This is a genomic window from Salinisphaera sp. T31B1, assembly GCF_040361275.1.
In the GTDB taxonomy this organism is placed as follows: Bacteria; Pseudomonadota; Gammaproteobacteria; order Nevskiales; family Salinisphaeraceae; genus Salinisphaera.
Genome location: NZ_APNH01000001.1, coordinates 1,103,799 through 1,124,243 on the forward strand (window position 1 = coordinate 1,103,799; position 20,445 = coordinate 1,124,243).

The 20,445-nt window shown below is 63.6% G+C and carries 15 protein-coding genes; 7 read left to right on the forward strand and 8 right to left on the reverse strand.

Annotation, left to right across the window (positions count from 1 at the left end):
* Positions 1 to 132: 132 nt before the first annotated feature.
* The 3 genes from T31B1_RS05140 to cqsA all read left to right on the forward strand — a co-directional run bounded on the left by T31B1_RS05140 (position 133) and on the right by cqsA (position 4,116).
* Positions 133 to 1,503, forward strand: coding sequence for a sensor histidine kinase (locus tag T31B1_RS05140; protein ID WP_353248371.1), 1,371 nt, complete (start codon positions 133 to 135; stop codon positions 1,501 to 1,503).
* Positions 1,490 to 2,509 carry a response regulator gene (locus T31B1_RS05145; RefSeq protein WP_353248372.1) on the forward strand — a complete coding sequence of 340 codons (1,020 nt, stop codon included), beginning with the start codon at positions 1,490 to 1,492 and terminating at the stop codon, positions 2,507 to 2,509. Before T31B1_RS05140 ends, T31B1_RS05145 begins: the two co-directional genes overlap by 14 nt.
* A 335-nt stretch (positions 2,510 to 2,844) precedes the next feature.
* Positions 2,845 to 4,116: an alpha-hydroxyketone-type quorum-sensing autoinducer synthase gene (gene cqsA, locus T31B1_RS05150; protein WP_353248373.1), complete on the forward strand. Its 1,272-nt coding sequence runs from the start codon at positions 2,845 to 2,847 to the stop codon at positions 4,114 to 4,116.
* Between the two features lie 91 nt (positions 4,117 to 4,207).
* On the opposite strand, the gene T31B1_RS05155 is transcribed toward cqsA, so the two are convergent.
* From T31B1_RS05155 to T31B1_RS05170, 4 genes are all read right to left on the reverse strand, one after another.
* The gene (locus tag T31B1_RS05155; RefSeq protein ID WP_353248374.1) at positions 4,208 to 5,665 is read right to left on the reverse strand and encodes an alanine/glycine:cation symporter family protein; all 1,458 of its coding nucleotides are present in this window, start codon (positions 5,663 to 5,665) and stop codon (positions 4,208 to 4,210) included.
* A 568-nt stretch (positions 5,666 to 6,233) separates the two neighbouring features.
* A complete protein-coding gene (locus T31B1_RS05160; protein WP_353248375.1) occupies positions 6,234 to 7,286 on the reverse strand; it encodes a putative solute-binding protein in 1,053 nt (350 codons plus the stop codon).
* Between the two features lie 59 nt (positions 7,287 to 7,345).
* On the reverse strand, positions 7,346 to 9,475 hold the full coding sequence (locus T31B1_RS05165) for a TRAP transporter large permease subunit (protein ID WP_353248376.1): 2,130 nt from the start codon (positions 9,473 to 9,475) through the stop codon (positions 7,346 to 7,348).
* 1 nt (position 9,476) lies between these two features.
* On the reverse strand, positions 9,477 to 10,505 hold the full coding sequence (locus T31B1_RS05170) for a hypothetical protein (RefSeq protein WP_353248377.1): 1,029 nt from the start codon (positions 10,503 to 10,505) through the stop codon (positions 9,477 to 9,479).
* Positions 10,506 to 10,820: 315 nt separating this feature from the next.
* Between T31B1_RS05170 and T31B1_RS05175 the strand changes: the two genes are divergently transcribed.
* On the forward strand, positions 10,821 to 12,023 hold the full coding sequence (locus T31B1_RS05175) for a BaiN/RdsA family NAD(P)/FAD-dependent oxidoreductase (protein WP_353248378.1): 1,203 nt from the start codon (positions 10,821 to 10,823) through the stop codon (positions 12,021 to 12,023).
* Between the two features lie 46 nt (positions 12,024 to 12,069).
* Positions 12,070 to 13,398 carry a lytic murein transglycosylase gene (locus T31B1_RS05180; protein ID WP_353248379.1) on the forward strand — a complete coding sequence of 443 codons (1,329 nt, stop codon included), beginning with the start codon at positions 12,070 to 12,072 and terminating at the stop codon, positions 13,396 to 13,398.
* A gap of 128 nt (positions 13,399 to 13,526) precedes the next feature.
* Here the strand turns inward: T31B1_RS05180 and T31B1_RS05185 are convergent, their stop codons facing one another.
* On the reverse strand, positions 13,527 to 14,510 hold the full coding sequence (locus tag T31B1_RS05185; protein WP_353248380.1) for an aldo/keto reductase: 984 nt from the start codon (positions 14,508 to 14,510) through the stop codon (positions 13,527 to 13,529).
* Positions 14,511 to 14,673: 163 nt separating this feature from the next.
* Here T31B1_RS05185 and T31B1_RS05190 point away from each other — a divergent pair, with 163 nt between their 5' ends.
* Complete coding sequence (locus tag T31B1_RS05190; RefSeq protein WP_353248381.1) at positions 14,674 to 15,252, forward strand: exopolysaccharide biosynthesis protein; 579 nt, start codon at positions 14,674 to 14,676, stop codon at positions 15,250 to 15,252.
* Positions 15,253 to 15,264: 12 nt separating this feature from the next.
* Here T31B1_RS05190 and nei read toward each other — a convergent pair whose 3' ends face one another.
* Complete coding sequence (gene nei / locus T31B1_RS05195; RefSeq protein WP_353248382.1) at positions 15,265 to 16,110, reverse strand: endonuclease VIII; 846 nt, start codon at positions 16,108 to 16,110, stop codon at positions 15,265 to 15,267.
* A 43-nt stretch (positions 16,111 to 16,153) separates the two neighbouring features.
* Positions 16,154 to 17,359, reverse strand: coding sequence for a sodium/glutamate symporter (gene gltS, locus T31B1_RS05200; RefSeq protein ID WP_353248383.1), 1,206 nt, complete (start codon positions 17,357 to 17,359; stop codon positions 16,154 to 16,156).
* Between the two features lie 204 nt (positions 17,360 to 17,563).
* Here gltS and T31B1_RS05205 point away from each other — a divergent pair, with 204 nt between their 5' ends.
* Positions 17,564 to 18,142, forward strand: coding sequence for a YceI family protein (locus tag T31B1_RS05205; RefSeq protein ID WP_353248384.1), 579 nt, complete (start codon positions 17,564 to 17,566; stop codon positions 18,140 to 18,142).
* Between the two features lie 267 nt (positions 18,143 to 18,409).
* Here the strand turns inward: T31B1_RS05205 and T31B1_RS05210 are convergent, their stop codons facing one another.
* Entirely contained in the window at positions 18,410 to 20,308 is a 1,899-nt protein-coding gene (locus T31B1_RS05210; RefSeq protein ID WP_353248385.1) for an ATP-binding cassette domain-containing protein, read from the reverse strand.
* Positions 20,309 to 20,445: the final 137 nt, after the last annotated feature.

Genomic DNA, 20,445 nt, shown 5'->3' on the forward strand with positions numbered 1-20,445 from the left:
CAGCAATATGAGCGTGCCGGCGGCGCGATCGCACGCGGGTACCGGTGAACGGGATGACTGGCAGGTAGTATGCATGGCCAGATGTTCCATACTGAGACCATTGCACATGCCTGATCCGGAGCGAAAGTTTCGATGAACTGGCCACGACTGACCGGCCGGCTCGGCTTTGGTCTGAAGGCCAGACTGCGCTGGCTTCGAGTGCGCGTGATCGCGGCCATGGAACAGAGCGCGGCCTATTCGCGCCCGAACATGCAACTTTTCGCGCTGGTAGCGGTGATCGCGCATCCGGTCTACTACCTCTGTTGGACCGAACTCAGCCCGCAGCCATTCGAAAGCGTCTGGCTGCGGGCATTCAGTATCGTGATCGCGCTGCCGATGCTGTTCGAGCCGTATGTATCCAACGCCGGGCTATGGCGCGGACGCATCACGCTGTACTGGTTCCTGATCGTTGTCTATCAGCTGCCGTTCTTCTTCGTGTTCATGTCGTTGATGAACGGTTTCAGCACCGTCTGGGCGTTATCGACCATGGCCGCCTGTCTGTTCACCGTCCTGCTGGTTTTCGACTGGCTGATGGTCTTCGGCGTCGCTATTGCCGGCGCGGCTGCGGCGGCCGGCTGTTTCTGGGCGATCGGGGGATCGTTCGCTGACCAGGCCGACGAACTGATCGCATTGGCACCGATCTATCTGTTCGCCCTGATCGGCGGCAGCATCTTCAACTACAAGGCCGAAATCGTGGCTCGGGAAAAACTCGGCGCGATCACGTCGGCGGTCGGAACCATCGCCCACGAACTGCGAACGCCGCTGCTGAGTATCCGCAGCGGGGCGCGCGGTCTGCAGACCTATCTGCCGGCGCTGTTCGAAGGCTACGAACTGGCACGCGACAAGGGGCTCCCCGTGCCGCCGGTGCGTACTGCGCATCTGCGCCAGATGCACAGCGTACTCGAGCGCATCAACGGCGAGACCGAATACACCAACGTCATACTGGACATGCTGCTGATCAATGCCAGCCGGACGACCATCGATACGAGCACGTTCGACGTGGTGCGTATCGGCGCGTGTGTCGAAGGCGCGCTCGCACGGTATCCGTTTCATTCGGATAGAGAGCGTACCCTTGTCTCTTGGGAGAAGGGCACAGATTTCGCTTTCCATGGATCCCAGCTGCTGATGATCCATCTGCTGTTCAACCTGCTGAAGAACGCATTGTACTTCCTTGCCCAGGCCGACCGCGGTGATATCCGGATCTGGACCGAACGCAGCCCGGCCGGCGCGCATCGTCTGCATTTTCGCGATACCGGGCCCGGCATCGATCCGGATGTGTTGCCCCGTATCTTCGAACGGTTCTATTCGGCCATGCCGCGCGGGCAGGGTACCGGTATCGGGCTGGCCTTTGCGCGACTGGTAATGGAGAGCTTTGGCGGCGATATTCGCTGTCATTCGGCGTTGGGACGCTACACTGAGTTCGTATTGAGCTTTCCGGCCCTGGAGAATCATGAGCACGGCTGAACTGGCCCCGTATTTCCACCCCACCCAGATCGTGCTGGTGGATGACGATATCGACTTCCTGGGCAATCTCAGCCTGCAGTTGGAGGCCGATCTGCCCTATCTGCTGTTCGACTCGACCACCAAGGCCCTGGGCTATATCAACGATCGGCAAATCGACGGCCGCTCGCGAGAGCGATTCTTTCGCGTCTGCGAAGGCGAGGGCGGCCAACGGGTGAGTCTGGATACCGATGCGATCGCTCGGGAAATGCATTACTCGAATCGCTTTTCCCAGATCTCGGTGGCCATGGTCGATTATGCGATGCCGCAGATGAACGGGCTGGATTTCTGTCGTCGGATACAGAACCCGCATATCAAGAAAATCCTGTTCACCGGCGTCGCCAGCGAAAAAGCGGCGATCGACGCATTCAACGATGGGGTGATCGACCGCTACATACGCAAGAGCGAGCATCTGGTCTACGACCATCTCAACAGCACTATTCGCGAGCTGCAGCAGGCCCACATCCGCGAGACGTTTTCTCATGCCAGCGACGTGTTCCATGTAGCCGCACCGTCGTGGCTCGAGGACCGGCACGTGATCGCGCTCATGGAAAACCTGCGCCGTCGCTATCACATCGTCGAATATTATCTGGTGAGCGATCCGGCCGGCTTCATGCTCGTCGATGGCGAGGGCAACCTCTACCGGCTGATGCTGATCACGCCCGAAGAGCGCGACGCCCAGATCGCGCTGATGCGTCGCGCCGGTGCGCCCCGCGACTGCCTGAAAGCGCTGGAGCGCGGCGAAGTCCTCATCGCGCCGTCGGTTGCGCAGCTGGTAGCTGCTGGCGAAAGTGACATTTTACGTCATTGGTCGCGTTATTCGCGGCCGTCGACCGCCTTGAACAGTCATCGCTACGCTTTCTGGGCCCTGTTCGATCAGCGCGATATGCCCGGTGCGCCGAGCCCGCCGGATGCGACTTTCTCCCGATATCTGGATTGGCTGGATACGGTCGGGTACTCGTTGATGTAATCCCCGCCGTCGGCCCACTGTTGCGGTCCATTTGCCAGCTGCTCGGCGGCGCCGGCATTAAGCCTCTGTTTCCATAAAAATTTTATTCCATCCGTCTGTGCTGGTCGGAGGAAAGCGCGCGCGAGATCGAAGTTGGCCTGCCCCGGACATGCGCCCGTAATCGCCTCCAGAAGTCGATAGGATTGCGCGCGCAACACGCTGAGCGCCAAACGTAATTTGTATATCAGCGCCAGATGCGGTAAGTAAATATAGTAATTATCAGCTTAAGTGACAAAAATTGTCAGTTTCGCTGATAAATCGTATTTATCTATATGCTGCAAATTGGAGCGGTTCTCATGAGTGTCGATAACAAATCCTTCCATGGCCCCGCGCTGCGTCCGCGCTCGAAGGCCGAGCCGGAATTTCTGCGCGAGCACGTGGACCACTATTTTCGCGAGCGGGTCGAAAAGACCTGGAAGGGCGGACACATCATGCACGGGCGTACGCCCGGCCCGGATGCGATCCTCATGGTCACCAATGACTATCTGGATCTGGCGAACAACCCGCAGATCCTGCAGGCGCAGATCGACAGCCTGCGCGGGTCGGACAACACCGTGGTGATGTCGGGTGTCTACCTGCACGGCGACAGTCCGCAGCTCGACCTGGAGCGGCGAATGGCCCGCTGGATGCGCATGGAATCCAGTCTGCTGTGCCAGTCCGGCTATGCCGCCAACGTCGGCCTGATTCAGGCGATCGGCGCACCGGGTACTCCGGTGTATGTGGACATGTTCGCTCATGCCTCGCTCTGGGAGGGTGTCCGCAGTGCGGGGCTGGAGTGGAAGCCGTTCCGTCATAACGATGCCTCGCATCTCGAGACCATGATCGAGCGCAATGGCCCGGGCATCGTCGTCATGGATTCGGTCTACAGCACGACCGGCAGCGTTGCACCGCTCAAGGCGCTGGTCGAGGTCGCCAATCGCCACGGCTGTGTGACCATCGTCGATGAATCGCACTCGCTCGGCACTCACGGGGATCAGGGCCGCGGTCTGGTCGCCGGGCTGGGGCTGCAGTCGGAAGTGCATTTCGTCACGGCGAGTCTGGCCAAGGCGTTTGCGGCGCGGGCCGGTCTGATCGCCTGCAGCGAGCGGCTGCGTCAGTTCATCAAGTACAACTCGTTTCCTGCCATCTTCAGCTCATCGTTGTTGCCGCACGATATTGCCGGGCTATCGCGCACGCTGGAGCTGATTCGCGCAGCCGACGCCGAACGGGAACGCCTGCATGCCAGCGCGGCTTATCTGCGCCGGCATCTTAGAGCGCTCGGCTATAACGTCGACACCGGTCAGGCGCAGATGATCGCGCTCGAGGCGGGGCCCGAGCAGAACACGATGGTGCTTCGCGACGCGCTCGAATCGCGCGGGGTGTTCGGTTCGGTATTCTGTGCACCGGCCACCGCAACCAAGCGATCGCTGATCCGTCTGTCGGTCAACACGAGCCATACCTATGCACAGATCAACCGGGTGATCGAGGTCTGCGCCGAGATTCGCGACGAAGTGGATCTGGCCAACTGGCCGTCTACGCGTCGTGCGGCCAAGCGCGAACGCCCGGAGGACGCCGCCCGCGCGGCGTAGTACCGGACAGGCCGGGGCAGCCAGTCATCGTGCCGTGCCCCGGCCGCCAGGTTGTCCAATGCCGGCCGTCGATACGGCCGGCATTTTTTTGCTAGTCCCAGATGCCCGGCTCGACCTGATCGGGGTTTTTCAGCACCTTGCGGTGGAAGACCGGTTCGTCGATGCCTTCGGCCCGCTGGCGCTCGTAGTCCTTGAGCACGCGCAGCGCGATCGGGAACAGGCACAGGATGGCAATGAGGTTGGTCGTGGCCATCAGGCCCATCGCCAGATCGGCAAAGTCCCAGACGAAACTCAGGGTCGCCACCGAGCCGATCATCACCATAGCCAGCACGAGTGGGCGCAGGATCGCCACGGCCTTCTTGCCGTGCCGGCCGGCCAGATATTCGAGATTGATCTCGCTATAGGCGAAATTGGCCAGAATCGAGGTATAGGCGAAAAACAGGATCGCGACGGCGATGAAGCCGACGCCGAACATGCCCAGATGGTCGGCCATTGCATCCTGGGTCAGCTGGATGCCCTGCATCGAATCGCTGCCGCCGTGGGCGAGCATCCGGTCGTACACGCCGGACAACAGGATCACGACCGCCGTACAGCTGCAGATGATCAGCGTATCGATGACCACGCCGAACGCCTGCACCAGGCCCTGGGCTGCCGGATGATTGACCTCCGCGGTTGCCGCTGCGTTCGGCGTCGAGCCCATGCCGGCTTCGTTTGAAAACAGGCCGCGTTTGACGCCGTTCTCCATGGCCGCCTTGATGGTATAGCCCACGGCGCCGCCCACGGCCGGCCCGAAGCCGAACGCGCTCTTGACGATCAGTGCGAACATCGCCGGTACCTGGTCGTAGTTGACCACCAGCACGTACATCGCGACCAGGAAGTAACCGATGGCCATCAGCGGCACGACTTTTTCGGCGGTTCGGGCAACCGATCTCAGGCCACCGTATATGACGATGCCGGCCAGAATCACCAGCGCGATGCCGGTCGCCCAGGTCGGTACGCCGAACGCGCCTTCCATGCCCTTGGCGATCGTGTTCGCCTGCGCGCCGGAAAAGGCGAACCCGTAGGCCAGAATCAAGAACACCGCGAACAGGATGCTCATCCAGCGCTGACCGAGCGCGCGCTCGATATAGTAGGCCGGGCCGCCTCGATAGACGCCGTCGGCATAGTGGATCTTGTACACCTGCCCGAGCGTGCATTCGATGAACGTGGTGGCCAGTCCCACCAGCGCGGTCATCCACATCCAGAACACCGCCCCGGGCCCGCCGATCCACAGGGCCAGTGCTACGCCGGCCAGGTTGCCGGTGCCGACGCGGGCGGCCAGCGATGTCGCCAGTGCCTGGAACGAACTGATGCCGCTTTCACTGCTGCGACTGTCGAACGTGATCCGCACCATGTGAAAGAACAGCCGGAACTGCACGAAGCGCGTGGCAACGGTGAAGATGATGCCGGCGCCGAACAGCAGATAGAACAGAACGTACGACCAGATGAAATCACTGATCGGCGTCATCACGGCATAGACCGCCTGCTCCAGCGTATTGATTAACTCCATCGTTCAAGGCTCCCGGTGCTGGATTCGCTGGGTGAGTAGTCGAGCCGGTCGAAGACGGGCTCGGTAGAGGATGGGCGGCGGGCCATGCACGGCCGTGCAGGCAAAACGGCTGCCTGCGGCGGCCGCGTCGCGTCGATGCCGTAGTCGGCTGTGGACCAGGCGCTTGCGCGATGGCCCGGGCCGATACGCCGATCATCGCCCGGCGTGCCCGTGGCAAGTGAGCCGTGGCGGTACCCTGTACCGCTCACGGCACCCGTGTGCACCGGTGAAAACACCGTGAATACCATACGCCGGCGGGTCCGCCGGTATGACCGCCACGCGGGGGCGTCGGGTTTGCCCGGAATCGTCTGCACGGCGGTCGGTCCCCCATGACCATGGTTGGCTGTGCCACACATCGTTGCTTTTTAAACCCTACGCCGTCGTTTCGACAATCGCCAGTCTGGCGCAACGCGGGGCGGACATGGTCGGGTACAGCCGATGGCCCCCGGCGCATGAAAAAGCCCGCCACGACACAGGCGTCGTGGCGGGCGGAAAGGCCGGGCGCGGCCCCGGGAGTCGGTGGGCCGGATCAGTTGACCGGGCCGCCCTCGCTGTCCTGGCTGCATTCGGCCAGACCGCTGTCGGTCGAGCAACGAATTTTTTTCAGCAGATGCTGCATGCGATGGTTGTACCAGTTCTGATCCCACAGCTGCTGACGCGTGTTTCGGAACATTTCGCGGTAATCGGCATCGCGATCGCCGGAAATATGCACCCAGTACTTATCCGGGATCTCCTGATCAGCCGCTTTCACGCGGCGCAGGGTCGAATCGAACATGTTGTCGAACACCCAGCTGCGCGACTTCTGGCCGAAGCCGTCCGGAAACTTGTCCTGATGCACGATCAGCTGGCCCGAGAGCATGCCGAGTACGAAGTCGGCGATCCCGCCGTTGTTGCCGAGGCCCTTGTAGAGTTCCAGCGCGTTGTAGGCGAACGACGGTGCATAGGCCAGGTCGACGCTGCCGTTGTTGAACATCGGCCCGAACGATGCGATGGACGCACCGACCGGCGATGCGCCTGCCACGTTGGCCAGCGTGGAGGCCTGCTTGTCATAGGACATCACCGCAATCTTCTTGCCGGCGATGGTGTCCAGGCTTTCCAGATAGGACTTGTCACGCGCGAACAGGAATGCCTTGCCCAGCGGTACCACGCCCACGACCTCGTTGCCGTCCTGGACCATGTACTCGGCTGCCTTGGGGCTGGACATCACCTTGATGGCGGTCTTCTCCTGGTCGTAGGTCTGCAGCCCGCCCGCCATGTCCAGCGAACCGGAAAACTTCACGAAGTGAATCGCGCGGATGCCGGTAATGCCGACCATGTCGCACTTACCCGCCTTGAAATCGTTGGCGGCTACCGCCTCATCGGTATAGGCACGCGTGTTGAGCTTGATTCCCCAGCTACGGGCCTGCACGACGTAATCCTGGAACGACTGGTAGATGAAGCCGTTCGCGCCGATCGGATCGTAGACACACAGTGAACGGGTTTCGGTCTGGGCGGCGGCGGGCTGCAGCGCGCCGCCCAGCAGCACGGCCGCACCGACGGCGAGCGGTCCCAGATACGAGGTGAGTAGATTTCGGGTCGACATGGGTTTTCCTCCTTGTGATTCGTTCTGCGTGCCCGGCTCGCGGCGGGCCGGCACCCAAGCTAGAACAGGTGCATGAAGATCAGCGGCACGAACGCGACCAGCAGCAACGAACTGGCCAGTACGGTGATCGGCAGCAGCAATGCCTCGTGGCGACGCCAGAAGCTCGGATCGTCGGCCACCTCGGCCTTGGCCAGCTGAATTTCGGCATCGCCGACCACCTGGCGTGTGAGCAACTGGTTGAGCGCCACAGGCGGGCTGAGATAACCGAGCTCGAAGGCCACCAGCACCATCATCCAGAAATGCACCGGATCGATGCCGTTGTCGTAGGCCACCGGTGCGAGCGTCGCGCTGACCAGGATGATCGCTCCGTACGGATCCATGATCATGCCGATGATCACCAGCATCACCACCAGAATAGCGGTGGCATACCAGACGTTGCCGAAGTGGTCCGGGAACAGTTCCATCACGCCGGAGCGCTCCATGACGCCGCCGAAGACGATCGACATGACCATCAGCGACAGCAACGCGCCCAGAAGCACGGCCGACTCGGCGGTCGATGCACGCAGTGCATTCCAGAAGCCTGCTGGTTCGTGGGCCGGCGCACGCGCCTCGCCGCGATCGGCCTTGTAGATGGCCGCAGCGTAGAGACGACGTGCACGCCATCGATCATAGGCCAGCAACGCCAGCATCATCAGCGGCAGGATCACCGGCGCCGAGAACTCGTTGAAGCTCTGGCCGAGCAGGTGCGAATAGATCATCACCACAGCGACCGCAATCACGATATAGGGCAGCGTCGGCCCGATCGCCCGCCGGAAAGCGGGTAACGCATCGTCTGGCGTCGCCAGGTAGGGTCGGCTCTTGCGGGTGAGATAGACAAAGCCCGTGAAGATGATTGCGGTCAGCAGGAACACGTACACGCCCCAGCCGTAGAGCTGATCGGTGGTCACCTGCCGATTCAGTGCGGCGATGATCACCACCATCAGACACGGGTTGAGCACGACGCCCATGCTGCCCGACATGGCCGTCGAGGCGATCGCGAGCTGGCGATAGGTGCCGGCGATACGCAGTTCCTGGTAGATCACCGCGCCAATTGCCAGCACGAAGATCCCGGATGCCCCGGTATAGGCGGTGGGCCAGGCAGAGGCCAGCACCACGAGAATCACGATGAACTCGGGCCGAAGTTCCCACGAACGGAACAGCCCGAACAACAGCTCGGCAATGCGAGTGTGTTTGAGCATCATGCCGACCCAGACGAAGAGCCCGATACCGGTGTACAGATCGGCGAACCGGATCATCTTGCTCAGCTGAATCGCCGGGCCGGCGATATAGCCTTCGCTGACGAAGAAATAGACCAGGCTGACCAGCGCCAGCCAGCAGTACAGCGGAATGGTCAGTGGCGCATAGGCCAGCGAACCGCCACTCGGCGCGTCCTCGGGCACGCGGATCATGCGATAGGCCGCCGCGGCGGCGAGCATGACAAAGCCGATGAGCCAGGCCAGGTTGAGCCAAGTATCGCCGCCGCCGTCCAGGCGCAGCCATACGAAGCCGCTGATCGCCATGGCGACATTCGCCGCTACCTGGGCGCCCGAACTGACCCGGATATCCAGGCGCGTCTTGGGCATGCGCAGGGCGATCTGCTCATTGAGCACGAGGGCGATGAAGCCGCCGAACATGATCAGCAGAACCAGGATATAGGCCTGCGCGCCCTGGCCGATCTGGTTGATACGGCCCATGCCCAGTTCGAGTGCGCGAAACGCCCTGAGCGTGGAGGTGTCAGTCCATTTCTGGTTGTACTCGTAGCGCTGGTAGTTCTCCTTGCACTGCGCCAGCTGCGACTCCAGCGAACGCCGCCGGGCCTCGGGATCGGCCGGCCCGGCATCGAACAGGCTGTCCTCGGCAGCGGCGCTGCCCTGCATGTTGGCGATACGCGCGTCGATGTCCATGTTCGGGTCGCATGTCGGCTCCGACATGTCGACACGCAGCATGTTGTAGTTGTCCCAGAGAGTGCCGCCGAGGCTGAGCAACTGCCCATGGATGAAGGCGCTGGTACCGAACACGATCGCAAGCAGCAACAGGATCGCGATCGGAGCCGTGATCAGCCAGTTTCGTGCCTGGCTGTACTCAACGGCCACATCGCCGGCGTGCGGGTCAGCGTGCGCCGGCCCGTTGTCGAGTCGTGTGTCGGCCATTTCAGTTCAGGAAATCGTCGGCGTCGAAATCGGTGTCGTCTGCCGTAGCGCCGTCGTCTTCGCTGCCGGGAAAGTCGCCGAGCGCGAGAAACGGTGTGCGCTTGCCGGCTTCGCGGGTCCAGATGCGATCGGAAAGAAACAGCGCCTGGTTGTACGCGACCTCGCCCAGGATCAGATATTCCTTGGGCGTCACGCCGTCGTTGTAGATTCGCGCGACCTGGGCGATGCCCGCTTTCTCCTTGGCTTCGTCGGACTGGCCGTAGCCGGCCACGGCATACAGCATCGCGGCCATGGGCATGCCCTTGGACTCGCCGTAGTCGGCAGCCTGTTTGAGTTGGCTCCACGGATCGGCACCGTCGGGCGCGGCCCCAGGCACGCTCAGCCAGACTACGGCCTGCAGGGCGTTCGGAATGCCCCACCATTTTTCGTTGTCCATGCACTCGGCTTCGCGGCCCGCCTTGGCGGCGACGTCCTGGGGTACACCGACGCTGCTCGAGGCCTGGATATCGCTGAGCAACGCCTGCACGGAGGTCAGCGTGCCGACCAGATGTTCGATCTCTTCGGTGTCGTTGCCCAGCGACGGACACTTGTCGTCGCCGAGTTCGCCGAAGGCATCCACCGTGTCCTTATATGTCTGGTAACGGCGCAGCGCGGTTCGTCGGTACAGGCGCTGGGCTTCGGTGCGGGCATCGCGAGCGCTGGCCGTATCGCCGGCGCGCAGCGCGCGCTGGAAGCGCAGATCGGCTTCCTGTGCCTGGCTTTCCGAACACAGGCCGGCAAGCAGGTTGGTGGTCAGCAATACGTTCGAGGGTCGGTCGATGACACGCGAGAACGACGACAGGAGCTGATTCTGGCCCATGCCGGTGCCGCAGGCGGACATGTCCATGTCGCCGCTGCCCATGACGTAAGGCACTACCTCGTCCTGGGAATAGTGGGCCAGGACATGACCGGTGGGCTTGTAGATCAAGCCGCAGCCGCTCAAACAGACGGCCAGGCCAGCCATGACAGGCAGTGACAGAGTCTTGAGCATCGTTATCAGCCTCCGAAGGGTTCTTGTCGTTCTAGCGTTATCGCACTTTAGACGCCGGGCTTTATACCGATGGCGCCTGGTCAGGGTCGTTCCGGTGAGTTGACCCGGTTGTCTGCGCCCGCTCGGGCGTCGTTGTCAGTAGGCGAACGGGCAATTTCGGAAAATATATCTTTTTCTGTCGGCCAATCCAAGTCTGCGTCCTGGCCAGGCCCGGCCAAGCTCGTCGTGGTTCGTCGTCTCCGGGGCATTCGAAACATGGGACAATGCCCCCGGCCGGGCCCGTCCCGACGGTACGAACGACCGGAAATTTGTCGCATGGAAGAACGCCACAGCCCCGACGTACTGGTACTGGGGGGCGGTGCCGCCGGACTGATGTGTGCAGCGGTCGCTGGCGCACGCGGACGGCGGGTGACGGTGCTCGAAGCAAGCAATCGCTGTGGCAAAAAGATTCTCATGTCCGGCGGCGGCCGCTGCAACTTCACCAATATGCACAGCACGCCCGCGAACTTCGTTTCCGCCAACCCGCATTTCTGCAAGTCGGCACTGGCCCGGTATACGCCGGCCGATTTCATCGCCAAGGTGGAGGCGCGCGGAATCGCCTACCACGAAAAAGAGCGCGGCCAGCTGTTCTGCGACGAGTCTTCCAAGCACATCGTGGCCATGCTGCTGGATGACTGTGCGGCCGCTGGGGTCGACGTCCGCCTGCGATGCCCGGTGTATTCCGTAGTCCGTGACGATGAGGGGCGTTTCGAGGTTCGTGCTGAGGGCTTTCGCGCCCGCGCCGATGCGGTGGTCGTGGCCACGGGCGGGCTGTCCATTCCGAAGATGGGCGCCAGCGGCATCGGCTTCGATATCGCACGCGCATTCGGGCTGGCGGTACACACGCCGCGGCCCGGCCTAGTGCCCTTCGTTCTGTCAGGTGAGGCCCGGCAGCGCTTCGGCACGTTGTCGGGCATCGGTCTCGATGTCGAAGCCACCTGCGGCAATACCGTCTTCGACGCCGGACTGCTGTTCACCCACCGCGGACTTAGTGGACCGGCCATGCTGCAGATCTCCTCCTACTGGCAGCCTGGCGATACCGTGCAGGTGGATTTCTACAACGGCGAGGCAGCAGAATCCTGGCTTCGCGAACGCCGGGCAGCGCGGCCGAACGCGCGTCTGGCCAGTGTGCTGGCCGAACGCCTGCCGCGTCGGCTGGCGAGCTGTCTGTGCGAGGGGCCGGCCGACCAAGCCCTGGGCAATCCCCGGCTGAAACAGATCGACGAAGCCCGGCTGGCCGCGGTGGCTGCGCGATTGTCTGCCTGGCCGTTCCAGCCCGAGACGACCGAAGGCTATCGCACCGCCGAAGTCACGCTGGGTGGTGTCGACACCGAGGTGCTGTCGTCATCGACGCTGGCGGCCCGCGAGGTGCCGGGGTTGTACTTCATCGGTGAAGTCGTTGACGTCACCGGCCATCTGGGCGGTCACAACTTCCAGTGGGCCTGGGCCTCGGCACAAGCGGCCGGTGCCGTCGTATAGTAGCGGCCAGCGTCGTTCGGCCCACGCCCTCACAGGATTGATTCGTATGCAGTTATCGGCCCGCTTGTCCATGCTGTCCTTCGTATCGCTCACGCTCGCCGCCTGCGCGTCGCAGCCGGTCGAGAGTGCGCCCGCGGCCTCGCCGTCGGCCCAGCGACCGGCCACTGCGGCCGATTCGAGCCCCGGGTCCTCGGCGTCGCCACCTGCGGCCGAGCCCGAAACGACGCCAGCGCCCACGGCGCGCGATGCAGCCGGCTTTGAAGCCTGGGTCACCGACTTCCGGCGCCGGGCCGCGGCACGCGGCGTGGCCTCGGACACCCTGTCGGTCGCCTTCGACGACGCCGAGTTCCAGCCGCGCATCATCGAGCTCGATAACCGGCAGCCGGAGTTCACCCGGGCGATCTGGGAGTATCTGGACAGCGCGGTGTCGGACACGCGTGTCCGGACCGGCCGCGATAAATTGGCCACCCATGCCGAAACCGCCCGCACGGTGACTGCCCGCTACGGCGTGCCGGGTCCCGTGATCGGTGCAATCTGGGGCGTGGAAAGCAACTACGGCAGCAATTTCGGCAATTACGAAACCGTGGACGCGCTGGCCACGCTGGGCTACGACGGGCGGCGCGAAACTTTCGCCGAGCAGCAGCTGTATGCTGCGCTTGAGATTCTGGCCAGTGGTGATATCGACCGGGACCGCATGCGAGGCTCCTGGGCGGGGGCGATGGGTCATACCCAGTTCATCCCGACCAGTTTTCTGGCCTACGCCGTGGACGCCGACGGCGATGGCCGGCGGGATATCTGGGGCAGCATTCCCGACGTGATGGCCTCGACCGCGAACTATCTGGAACACAGCGGCTGGAAGCGCGGCCAGCCGTGGGGGCGAGAAGTGGTGTTACCGGCCGACTTCGACTACGGCAGCGCCGACCCGGACATCCGTCGTTCCACAGCCGAGTGGCGGGCAAGTGGTGTTCGCCCGGTCGACGAGCGAGGGCTCCCGGCGTTCGATTCAGCGGCGGTGATCGCCCCGGCCGGCGCTCACGGTCCGGCGTTCATGGTGGGGCCGAATTTCCGTGCGATCCTGCGCTACAACAACGCGACCAGTTATGCGCTGGCGGTCGGCCTGCTTTCCGATCGTCTGGCCGGCGAGCCGGGCGTACAGGGGCAGTGGCCTCGGACACTGGCCAGCCTGTCGCGTTCGGATCTCAAAGCCATGCAGCGTGGCCTCAACCGCCTGGGCTACGATACGGGTACACCGGACGGCATCATGGGCCCGAATACCCGGGCCGGTCTGCGGGCGTTCCAGCGCGCTCAGGGCCTCACCCCGGACGGCTATCCAACGTTCGAACTGCTGCGCCGAATCGAAGACGCTGGCAGCTGATATCCGAACCGGGCGTCGGTCGGCTGCCGGTTGCGTATTGCCTATCCGCCCGGCGCGGCGTGTGGGAACGCCCCGCCGGGCGGGAGTGGGATCGGACCGACGCCCGAGGGTGACCGGCCGTCTGCAAATCAGCGGTGGCCGGCGACCGGGTGCGGTCGGTAGGGCGCTTCGAGCTTCGTCTTCTCCTCGTCGCTCAGGGTGATATCCAGCGAGGCGATGGCTTCTTCCAGGTGGTGCGACTTGCTGGCCCCGATGATTGGTGCGGTCACTGCCGGGTTGGAACGCACCCACGCCAGAGCGACCTGTGCCATCGAGGCACCGCGGGCCTGGGCCACTTCGCGCAGCGCGTCGATGATCTGATCGTCGGCCTCGACCGCGCCCAGATTCCATTTCTTGGTGTTGGCATCGGTCTGTGAGCGCGTCGACTCGCCCTCGGCGCCCTGTTTCTTGCCGGCGAGCACGCCGCGGGCCAGCGGGCTCCAGGGGATCACGCCGACGCCCTGGTCCATGCACTGGGGCAGCATTTCACGTTCTTCTTCGCGATAGACCAGGTTGTACATCGGCTGCATGGTCACGAACTTGGTCCAGCCATTGATCTCGGCGATGTGCTGGCATTTGGCGAACTGCCAGGCATACATAGAAGACGCGCCGATATAGCGGGCCTTGCCGGCCTTGACCACGTCGTGCAGCGCTTCCATGAACTCCTCGATCGGGGTGTCGTAGTCGAAGCGGTGGATCTGGTAGAGATCCACGTGATCGGTGGTCAGGCGTGTCAGCGACGAGTCGATGGCATGCATGATGTGCTTGCGCGACAGACCGCGGTCGTTGGGCCCGTCGCCGATCGGGTTGTAGACCTTGGTCGCAAGCACGAAATCCTCGCGCGGCGCATAGTCGTTGAGCGCCTTGCCGACCACGCGTTCGGATTCGCCCAGCGAGTACATGTCGGCGGTATCGAAGAAATTGATACCGGCATCCAGCGCCTGTTTGATGAACGGCCGGCTGGCCTGTTCGTCGAGCACCCATTCGCGCCACTCGGGCGTGCCGTAGGTCATCGTGCCCAGACACAGCGGCGACACGCGTGTGCCGGTGGTTCCCAGACGTTTGTATTCCATCGGTAGTCCTTGTGATTCGTGAGAGTTTTCGTGCGCGATACAATAACGCATCGTCAGGCATTCGGCTGGGCATGGCAGGTCAGTTGCCCGCAAGCCGCGGCGTGTTCTGCCGAGTCGCTCGTGCCGGCCGGCGCAATCCATCGAGACAACCGATCGCAGTTCCATGAGCGACGCCACCACCCTGACAGAACTGCTCAAGACGCTCGAGTCGGACGGCGAGGGCGAACGCCTGACGCTGGGTGAGGTGCTCACCGTCATCGGCGAGCGTGGCTATGGGCCGCTCGTGCTCATTCTGGCGCTGATCGCGGCGCTGCCGACCGGGGCGGTGCCGGGCATCCCGAGTGTCTGCGGCATCTCGATCGCTCTGGTCTCGGCCCAGCTGGTCTTCGGCAAGGACTACCCATGGCTGCCGGCCCGGCTGCGCCGTATGTCCATCGACCGTCAGCACTACGCTTCCGTGGCCGATCGCATCATGCCCTGGACTCGCCGGCTCGATCGGCTCGTCCGTCCGCGCATGGGCTGGCTGACCGAAGGCGTGGCTACACGTGTCATCGGGTTGAGCTGGGTCGCGCTGGGCGCCTGCATGATCCCGCTCGAATTATTGCCCTTCGCCGCGGCCGCACCGGCCAGCGCGATCGCCATGATGGGCCTCGGTCTGACAGGCAAGGATGGCTACTGGGTGATTGCGGGCCTGGTCCCGGCCGCCGTCGGGGTCTGGTTTGTCGTCAAGCTGATCGGTTGATCGCACGGTCGGTCACGCCGGGCACGGCTGGCAGACCGGGCACAGATACAACCGGCGGCTGGCCACGGTCGTCCTGTCGATCGGTGTGCGGCATATATAGCAGGCATGCCCCGCGCGGTTGAAGACCATGTGCCGACGCTGGGCGAACCGCTGCCCTTGGCGCTTGAGCTCGGCGGCGCGCTCGGGGTCGTTGGTGATGCCTTTGAGCCGATAGGCGCGCTCGATCAGACACACAATGGCAGCCGCCAGGGCCGTACGTTCTTCGGCACCGAGCGTGCGCGGCTTGCGCAACGGATGCAGAGCGGCCTCGAACAGAATCTCCGAGCGCAGATAATTGCCGATACCGGCCACGAAAGCCTGGTCGAGCAGCAGCCCGCCCAATGCACGCCCACGGAATCGCGGGTCGTCGAATTGCCGGTAAAGGCACGCGTGATCGATCGCAGCATCGTTGAGCGGGTCGGGGCCGAGCCGGGCCAGGTAGGGAATCTCGCCAAGGCTGTCGGGCCTGACCAGACGGATATCCGACGCGCTGTACAGCCGGGCGGCGCGTTCGGCACCGATGATCGCGAACCGCAGCTGGCGGGTGGTCGCCGGTGGCTTATCGGCGTGGCCGACGCGCCACTGGCCGTACAGCTGGTTGTGGCTGTAGACACACCACTGGCCGTCGTCGCCACGCGCGGCGAAGGTCACCAGCACGGCCTTGCCACGCGCGGCCACACCGATCACACGGCGACCGGACAGCGCCGACTCGAACCCCTTGAGCCGCTCGAAGGCAAAGTGAACGGCGCGTGCCTCGCGCCCGCCGACGGCGGTATCGATGGCATCGACCATGCGTCGTATTTCCGGACCTTCGGGCACAGATCGTCTCTCGCGGCTATCGGAAAGACCTGTCTACGTGCGATCAGAGGAAAGCGATGAAGCCCTTGATGATGAACGCGTTGGCAATATCGATGAGAAAACCGCCCACCACCGGCACGATGATGAACGCCAGCCGCGACGGACCGTGCCGGTCGGTGACCGCCTGCATGTTGGCAATTGCGGTCGGCGTCGCGCCCATGCCGAAGCCGCAGTTGCCGGCCACCAGCACGGCAGCATCGTAGTTGCCGCCCATCGCACGAAACGTGATCTGGGTGGTGTAGACGAACACCAGCACCAGCTGTGCGACCAGGATCGCCAGAATCGGCAACGCCAGTCCAGCCAGCTCCCAGAGCTTGAGCGACATCAGCGCCAGGGCGAGAAACACCGACAGCGACAGGTAACCGATCTCGGAGACGCTCTCGCCGTGCGGACGGTAGATGCCGGTCATGCGTCCGAGGTTGCCGAGCACGATCGTGGTGAACAGTACCCAGACGAAGGTGGGTAGATAAAACGCTGTGCCGTAGGTCAGATCGCGCAGCCCGTACCCGGCCGCGATACCGATCAGCAATACCAGCAGCGCGGGCAGTACGTTGGCCGTGGCCACGCCCTGGGTCTGTCCGTCGCCGCCGCCGGCAGCGATGGCTTCGGCCTCGGTCTCGGGTTCGCTGGTATGGACGGCCACGCCGTTTTTCTTCATTCGGCGGATCAGGAAATGTGCGGCTGGCCCGCCGACCAGCGAGCCGAACACCAGGCCGAAAGTGGCACAGGCCATGGCCAGTTCGAACGCGCCCTCGATGCCGTGCTGGTCGCCAAAGACCTTGGCCCAGGCGGCCCCGGTACCATGGCCGCCCGACATGGTGATCGAACCACCGAGCAGGCCCAGCAACGGGTCCAGTCCGAAGGCAGCGGCGATGCCTACGCCCAGCGCATCCTGCAGTACGAGCAGCACGGCCACGAGTACGAAAAACAGGATCAGCTTGCGGCCGCCGGCCGCGATCATGCGGAAATCCGCACCGAGGCCGATGCTGCCGAAGAAAAGCAGCATGAACGGCTCCTGCAGGCCGTCGAAGAAGCTGACGTTGAACCCCATCGGGCGCAGTGCGGTAATCACGATCGTCGCGATGAGCCCGCCGACCACCGGCACCGGGATATTGAATTCGCGGAGCAGCCCGATTCGCCGGACGGCGAGCTGGCCGATCACGAGTACGGCCACCGCTACGAGGAGCGTGAATATCGCGTTGAATTCCATGGAAAGGTTCGCCCCCGGGCATGCGCCAGCCAACCCCGCCGGGGCCGGCCGCAATATACGTCTGCAGATGCCTTCATCATGCAAGGCGAATAGTGTGGGCGCAAATAAGCGTGTTTACGCTAGACTCGAGCTCGCAGGCCCGGGCGTTGGCCAGGGCAGGTTCCCACCGTTTGAAACCAAAGGCAGAACATGACACTCCGCACCATGCGAACTCTTGCGGTACCGGCACTGCTGGCTTTGACCGGCGCGGCGTCCGCGGCTCAGACCTATACCATTGATCCCGGCCATACCTACGGCAACTTCGAGATCGGCCATATGGGCCTGTCGACGATGCACGGACGTATCGACGTGACCGGCGGCGAGATCGTCATGGATCGCCAGGGCGATACCAGCCGTGTCGAAGTCACGCTCGACCCGGCAAGCGTCGATACCGGCCATGAAAAACGCGACGAACACCTGCGCAACGAGAAAGGCTTTTTCGAAGTCGATCAGTACCCCGACATGCGTTTCGTCTCCAAGCGCGTGACTTTCGACGGCGACGACGAGGCCACGGTCCAGGGCGAGTTGACCCTGCACGGCGTCACCCGGCCCGTCACCCTCGAGGTCGAGGACATCGTCTGCAAGACCAACCCGATGGAATCGTCGAAATACAGCTGTGGCTTTTCGGCCGAGACCACCATCCGACGCAGCGATTTCGGCATGGATGCGTTCATTCCGCTGGTGGCCGACGAAGTCGAGATTCAGATCGAAGCCGAGGCCAGCCGGCCGAACGAGGCGGCCTGATTTTCATAGACAGGTCTTGGAGCGCCGGTGGTTCGAGAGAACTGCCGGCATTCTTGTGCGCGGTAGTTCTGTAGGGATTGGCCAGAGGCTGACCGTTTGTAGCCGGAGGTCACGAGTGTCTGCGTCGACGGTGCGGGTTGATTTTCCCCTAGGGTTTTGCACTGCAGTGCGAAACAAAAGGTTCGATGAACTCGCGGGCCGATCTAGCACTCCGCGGCCCGGGAGTTAGTCGCTTCTACTGCAACGCGAGCTGGCCCTTGCTGGCCCTTATCCCTGACGCGCCTCCAACGCCTCCCAGCGCGCCAAGGCATCCTCGACCTCCCTCTGCGCCTTGCCGAGCTCTTCCGTCTTGCGCTTGATCTCATCCGCGGGCCGGTCGTAGAAACCGGCCTTCGCGAACTCGGCCTCAAGGCCTCCGATCCGGGTTTCCAGCTTCTCGATCATATCCGGCAACGCGCGCAATTCCTTGCGCTCGGCGCTGGTCAGCGGATTGACGGGTTGCGCCTTGGGCTTCGGCGCGGCGGGCCCGGGTTTGGATGTAGTCTTAGGCTTGCTCATCGATGTCGCCGGTGCGGCATCGCGCGGGCGCTGGCGCAGCCAGTCGCTGTAGCCGCCAACGTATTCGTTGACGTCGCCGTTACCTTCGAAGACCAGCGAGCTGGTCACCACGTTATCTAGGAACGCGCGGTCGTGCGATACCAGCAGCAGGGTGCCGTCGTAGTTCATCAGCCGTTCCTCGAGCAGTTCGAGGGTCTCGACGTCCAGGTCGTTGGTCGGCTCGTCCATGATCAGCAGGTTGGCCGGCCGGGTGAACAGCTTGGCCAGCAATAGTCGATTGCGTTCGCCGCCGGACAGCACGTGGGTCGGGCTGCGAGCACGCTTGGGCGAAAACAGGAAATCGCCCAGATAGCTCATCACATGCCGATCCTGGCCGTTGATGGTGATCGATAACCGCCCCTGGGCGACGTTGTCGAGCACGCTGATGGAATCGTCGAGCGCGGCCCGGTGCTGATCGAAATGTGCGATGTCGAGGTTGGTGCCCAGCTTGATATGACCCGCATCCGGGGCGATCTGGCCCAGCAGCAGACGGATGAGCGTACTTTTGCCGCAGCCGTTGGGGCCGATGATGCCGACCTTGTCGCCACGCTGGATGATCGTCGACAGGTTGTTGACGATCGGCTTGTCGCCCCAGCGATAGGCCAGATTCTCGGCGACCAGCACGTGCTTGCCGGAGCGCGAGGCGTCCTGGGTGACGATATTGGCGGTGCCGCTACGCTCGCGGCGCTGGGCGCGTTCGGCACGCATGGCCTTGAGCGCGCGTACGCGGCCCTCGTTACGGGTACGTCGGGCCTTGATGCCCTGGCGGATCCATACCTCTTCCTGGGCCAGACGCTTGTCGAACAAAGCGTTGGTCTTCTCCTCGTCGGCCAGCATCTTCTCCTTGCCTTCGATGAAGCGTTCGTAGTTGCCGGGCCAGGACGTCAGCACGCCACGGTCCAGGTCGATGATGCGGGTGGCCAGATTGCGCAAGAAGGCGCGGTCATGGGTGATGAACAGCAGCGCACCCGGCCACGCCATGAGCATTTCCTCGAGCTGGGCGATGGCTGCAATATCCAGGTGGTTGGTCGGTTCGTCGAGCAGCAGCAGGTCCGGATCCTGGACCAGCGCCCGCGCCAGCAGCACGCGACGTTTCTGACCGCCCGACAGATCCTCGAACCGCCAGTCCGCGTCCAGATTCAGGCGCGACAGGGTCGATTCGACCTGAGGCGCGAGCGTCCAGCCGTCGGCTGCCTCGACGGCGGCCTGGGCCTTTGAAAACGCGTCCATGACGTCTTCGCCCGCCGACAATCGCGCGGCCAGTTCGTGAAAACGCGCCAGCGCAGCGCCTACGTCGCCCAGACCGCCGGCGACCACATCGAAGACCGCGCCGGCGGTCCCTGCCGGGACTTCCTGTTCCAGACGTGCCACGCGGACATCGGGTTTTTGTTCGCGCAGAACCTCGTCGGGCTCTATTTCGCTGGCAAGGATCCGCATGAGGGTCGATTTGCCGGTGCCGTTGCGGCCCACCAGCGCAACGCGTTCGCCGCGGTCGATGGCCAGTTCGGCGCCGTCGAGCAGCGGGTGGGTGCCATAGGCGAGTTTGAGATTACGCAGTTGAATGAGCATGGCGCCTGGGCATGGGAGTGGACGGATTCAGCGCAGGCATTGTACGCGCCGGCCGGGCCGGCGCGTGGACGATCGCACAGGCCGTCTGCCTGAGCGCCGGGTGGCCGGCCTGGCCGTGCCTGGGCCGAGCCGCGAAT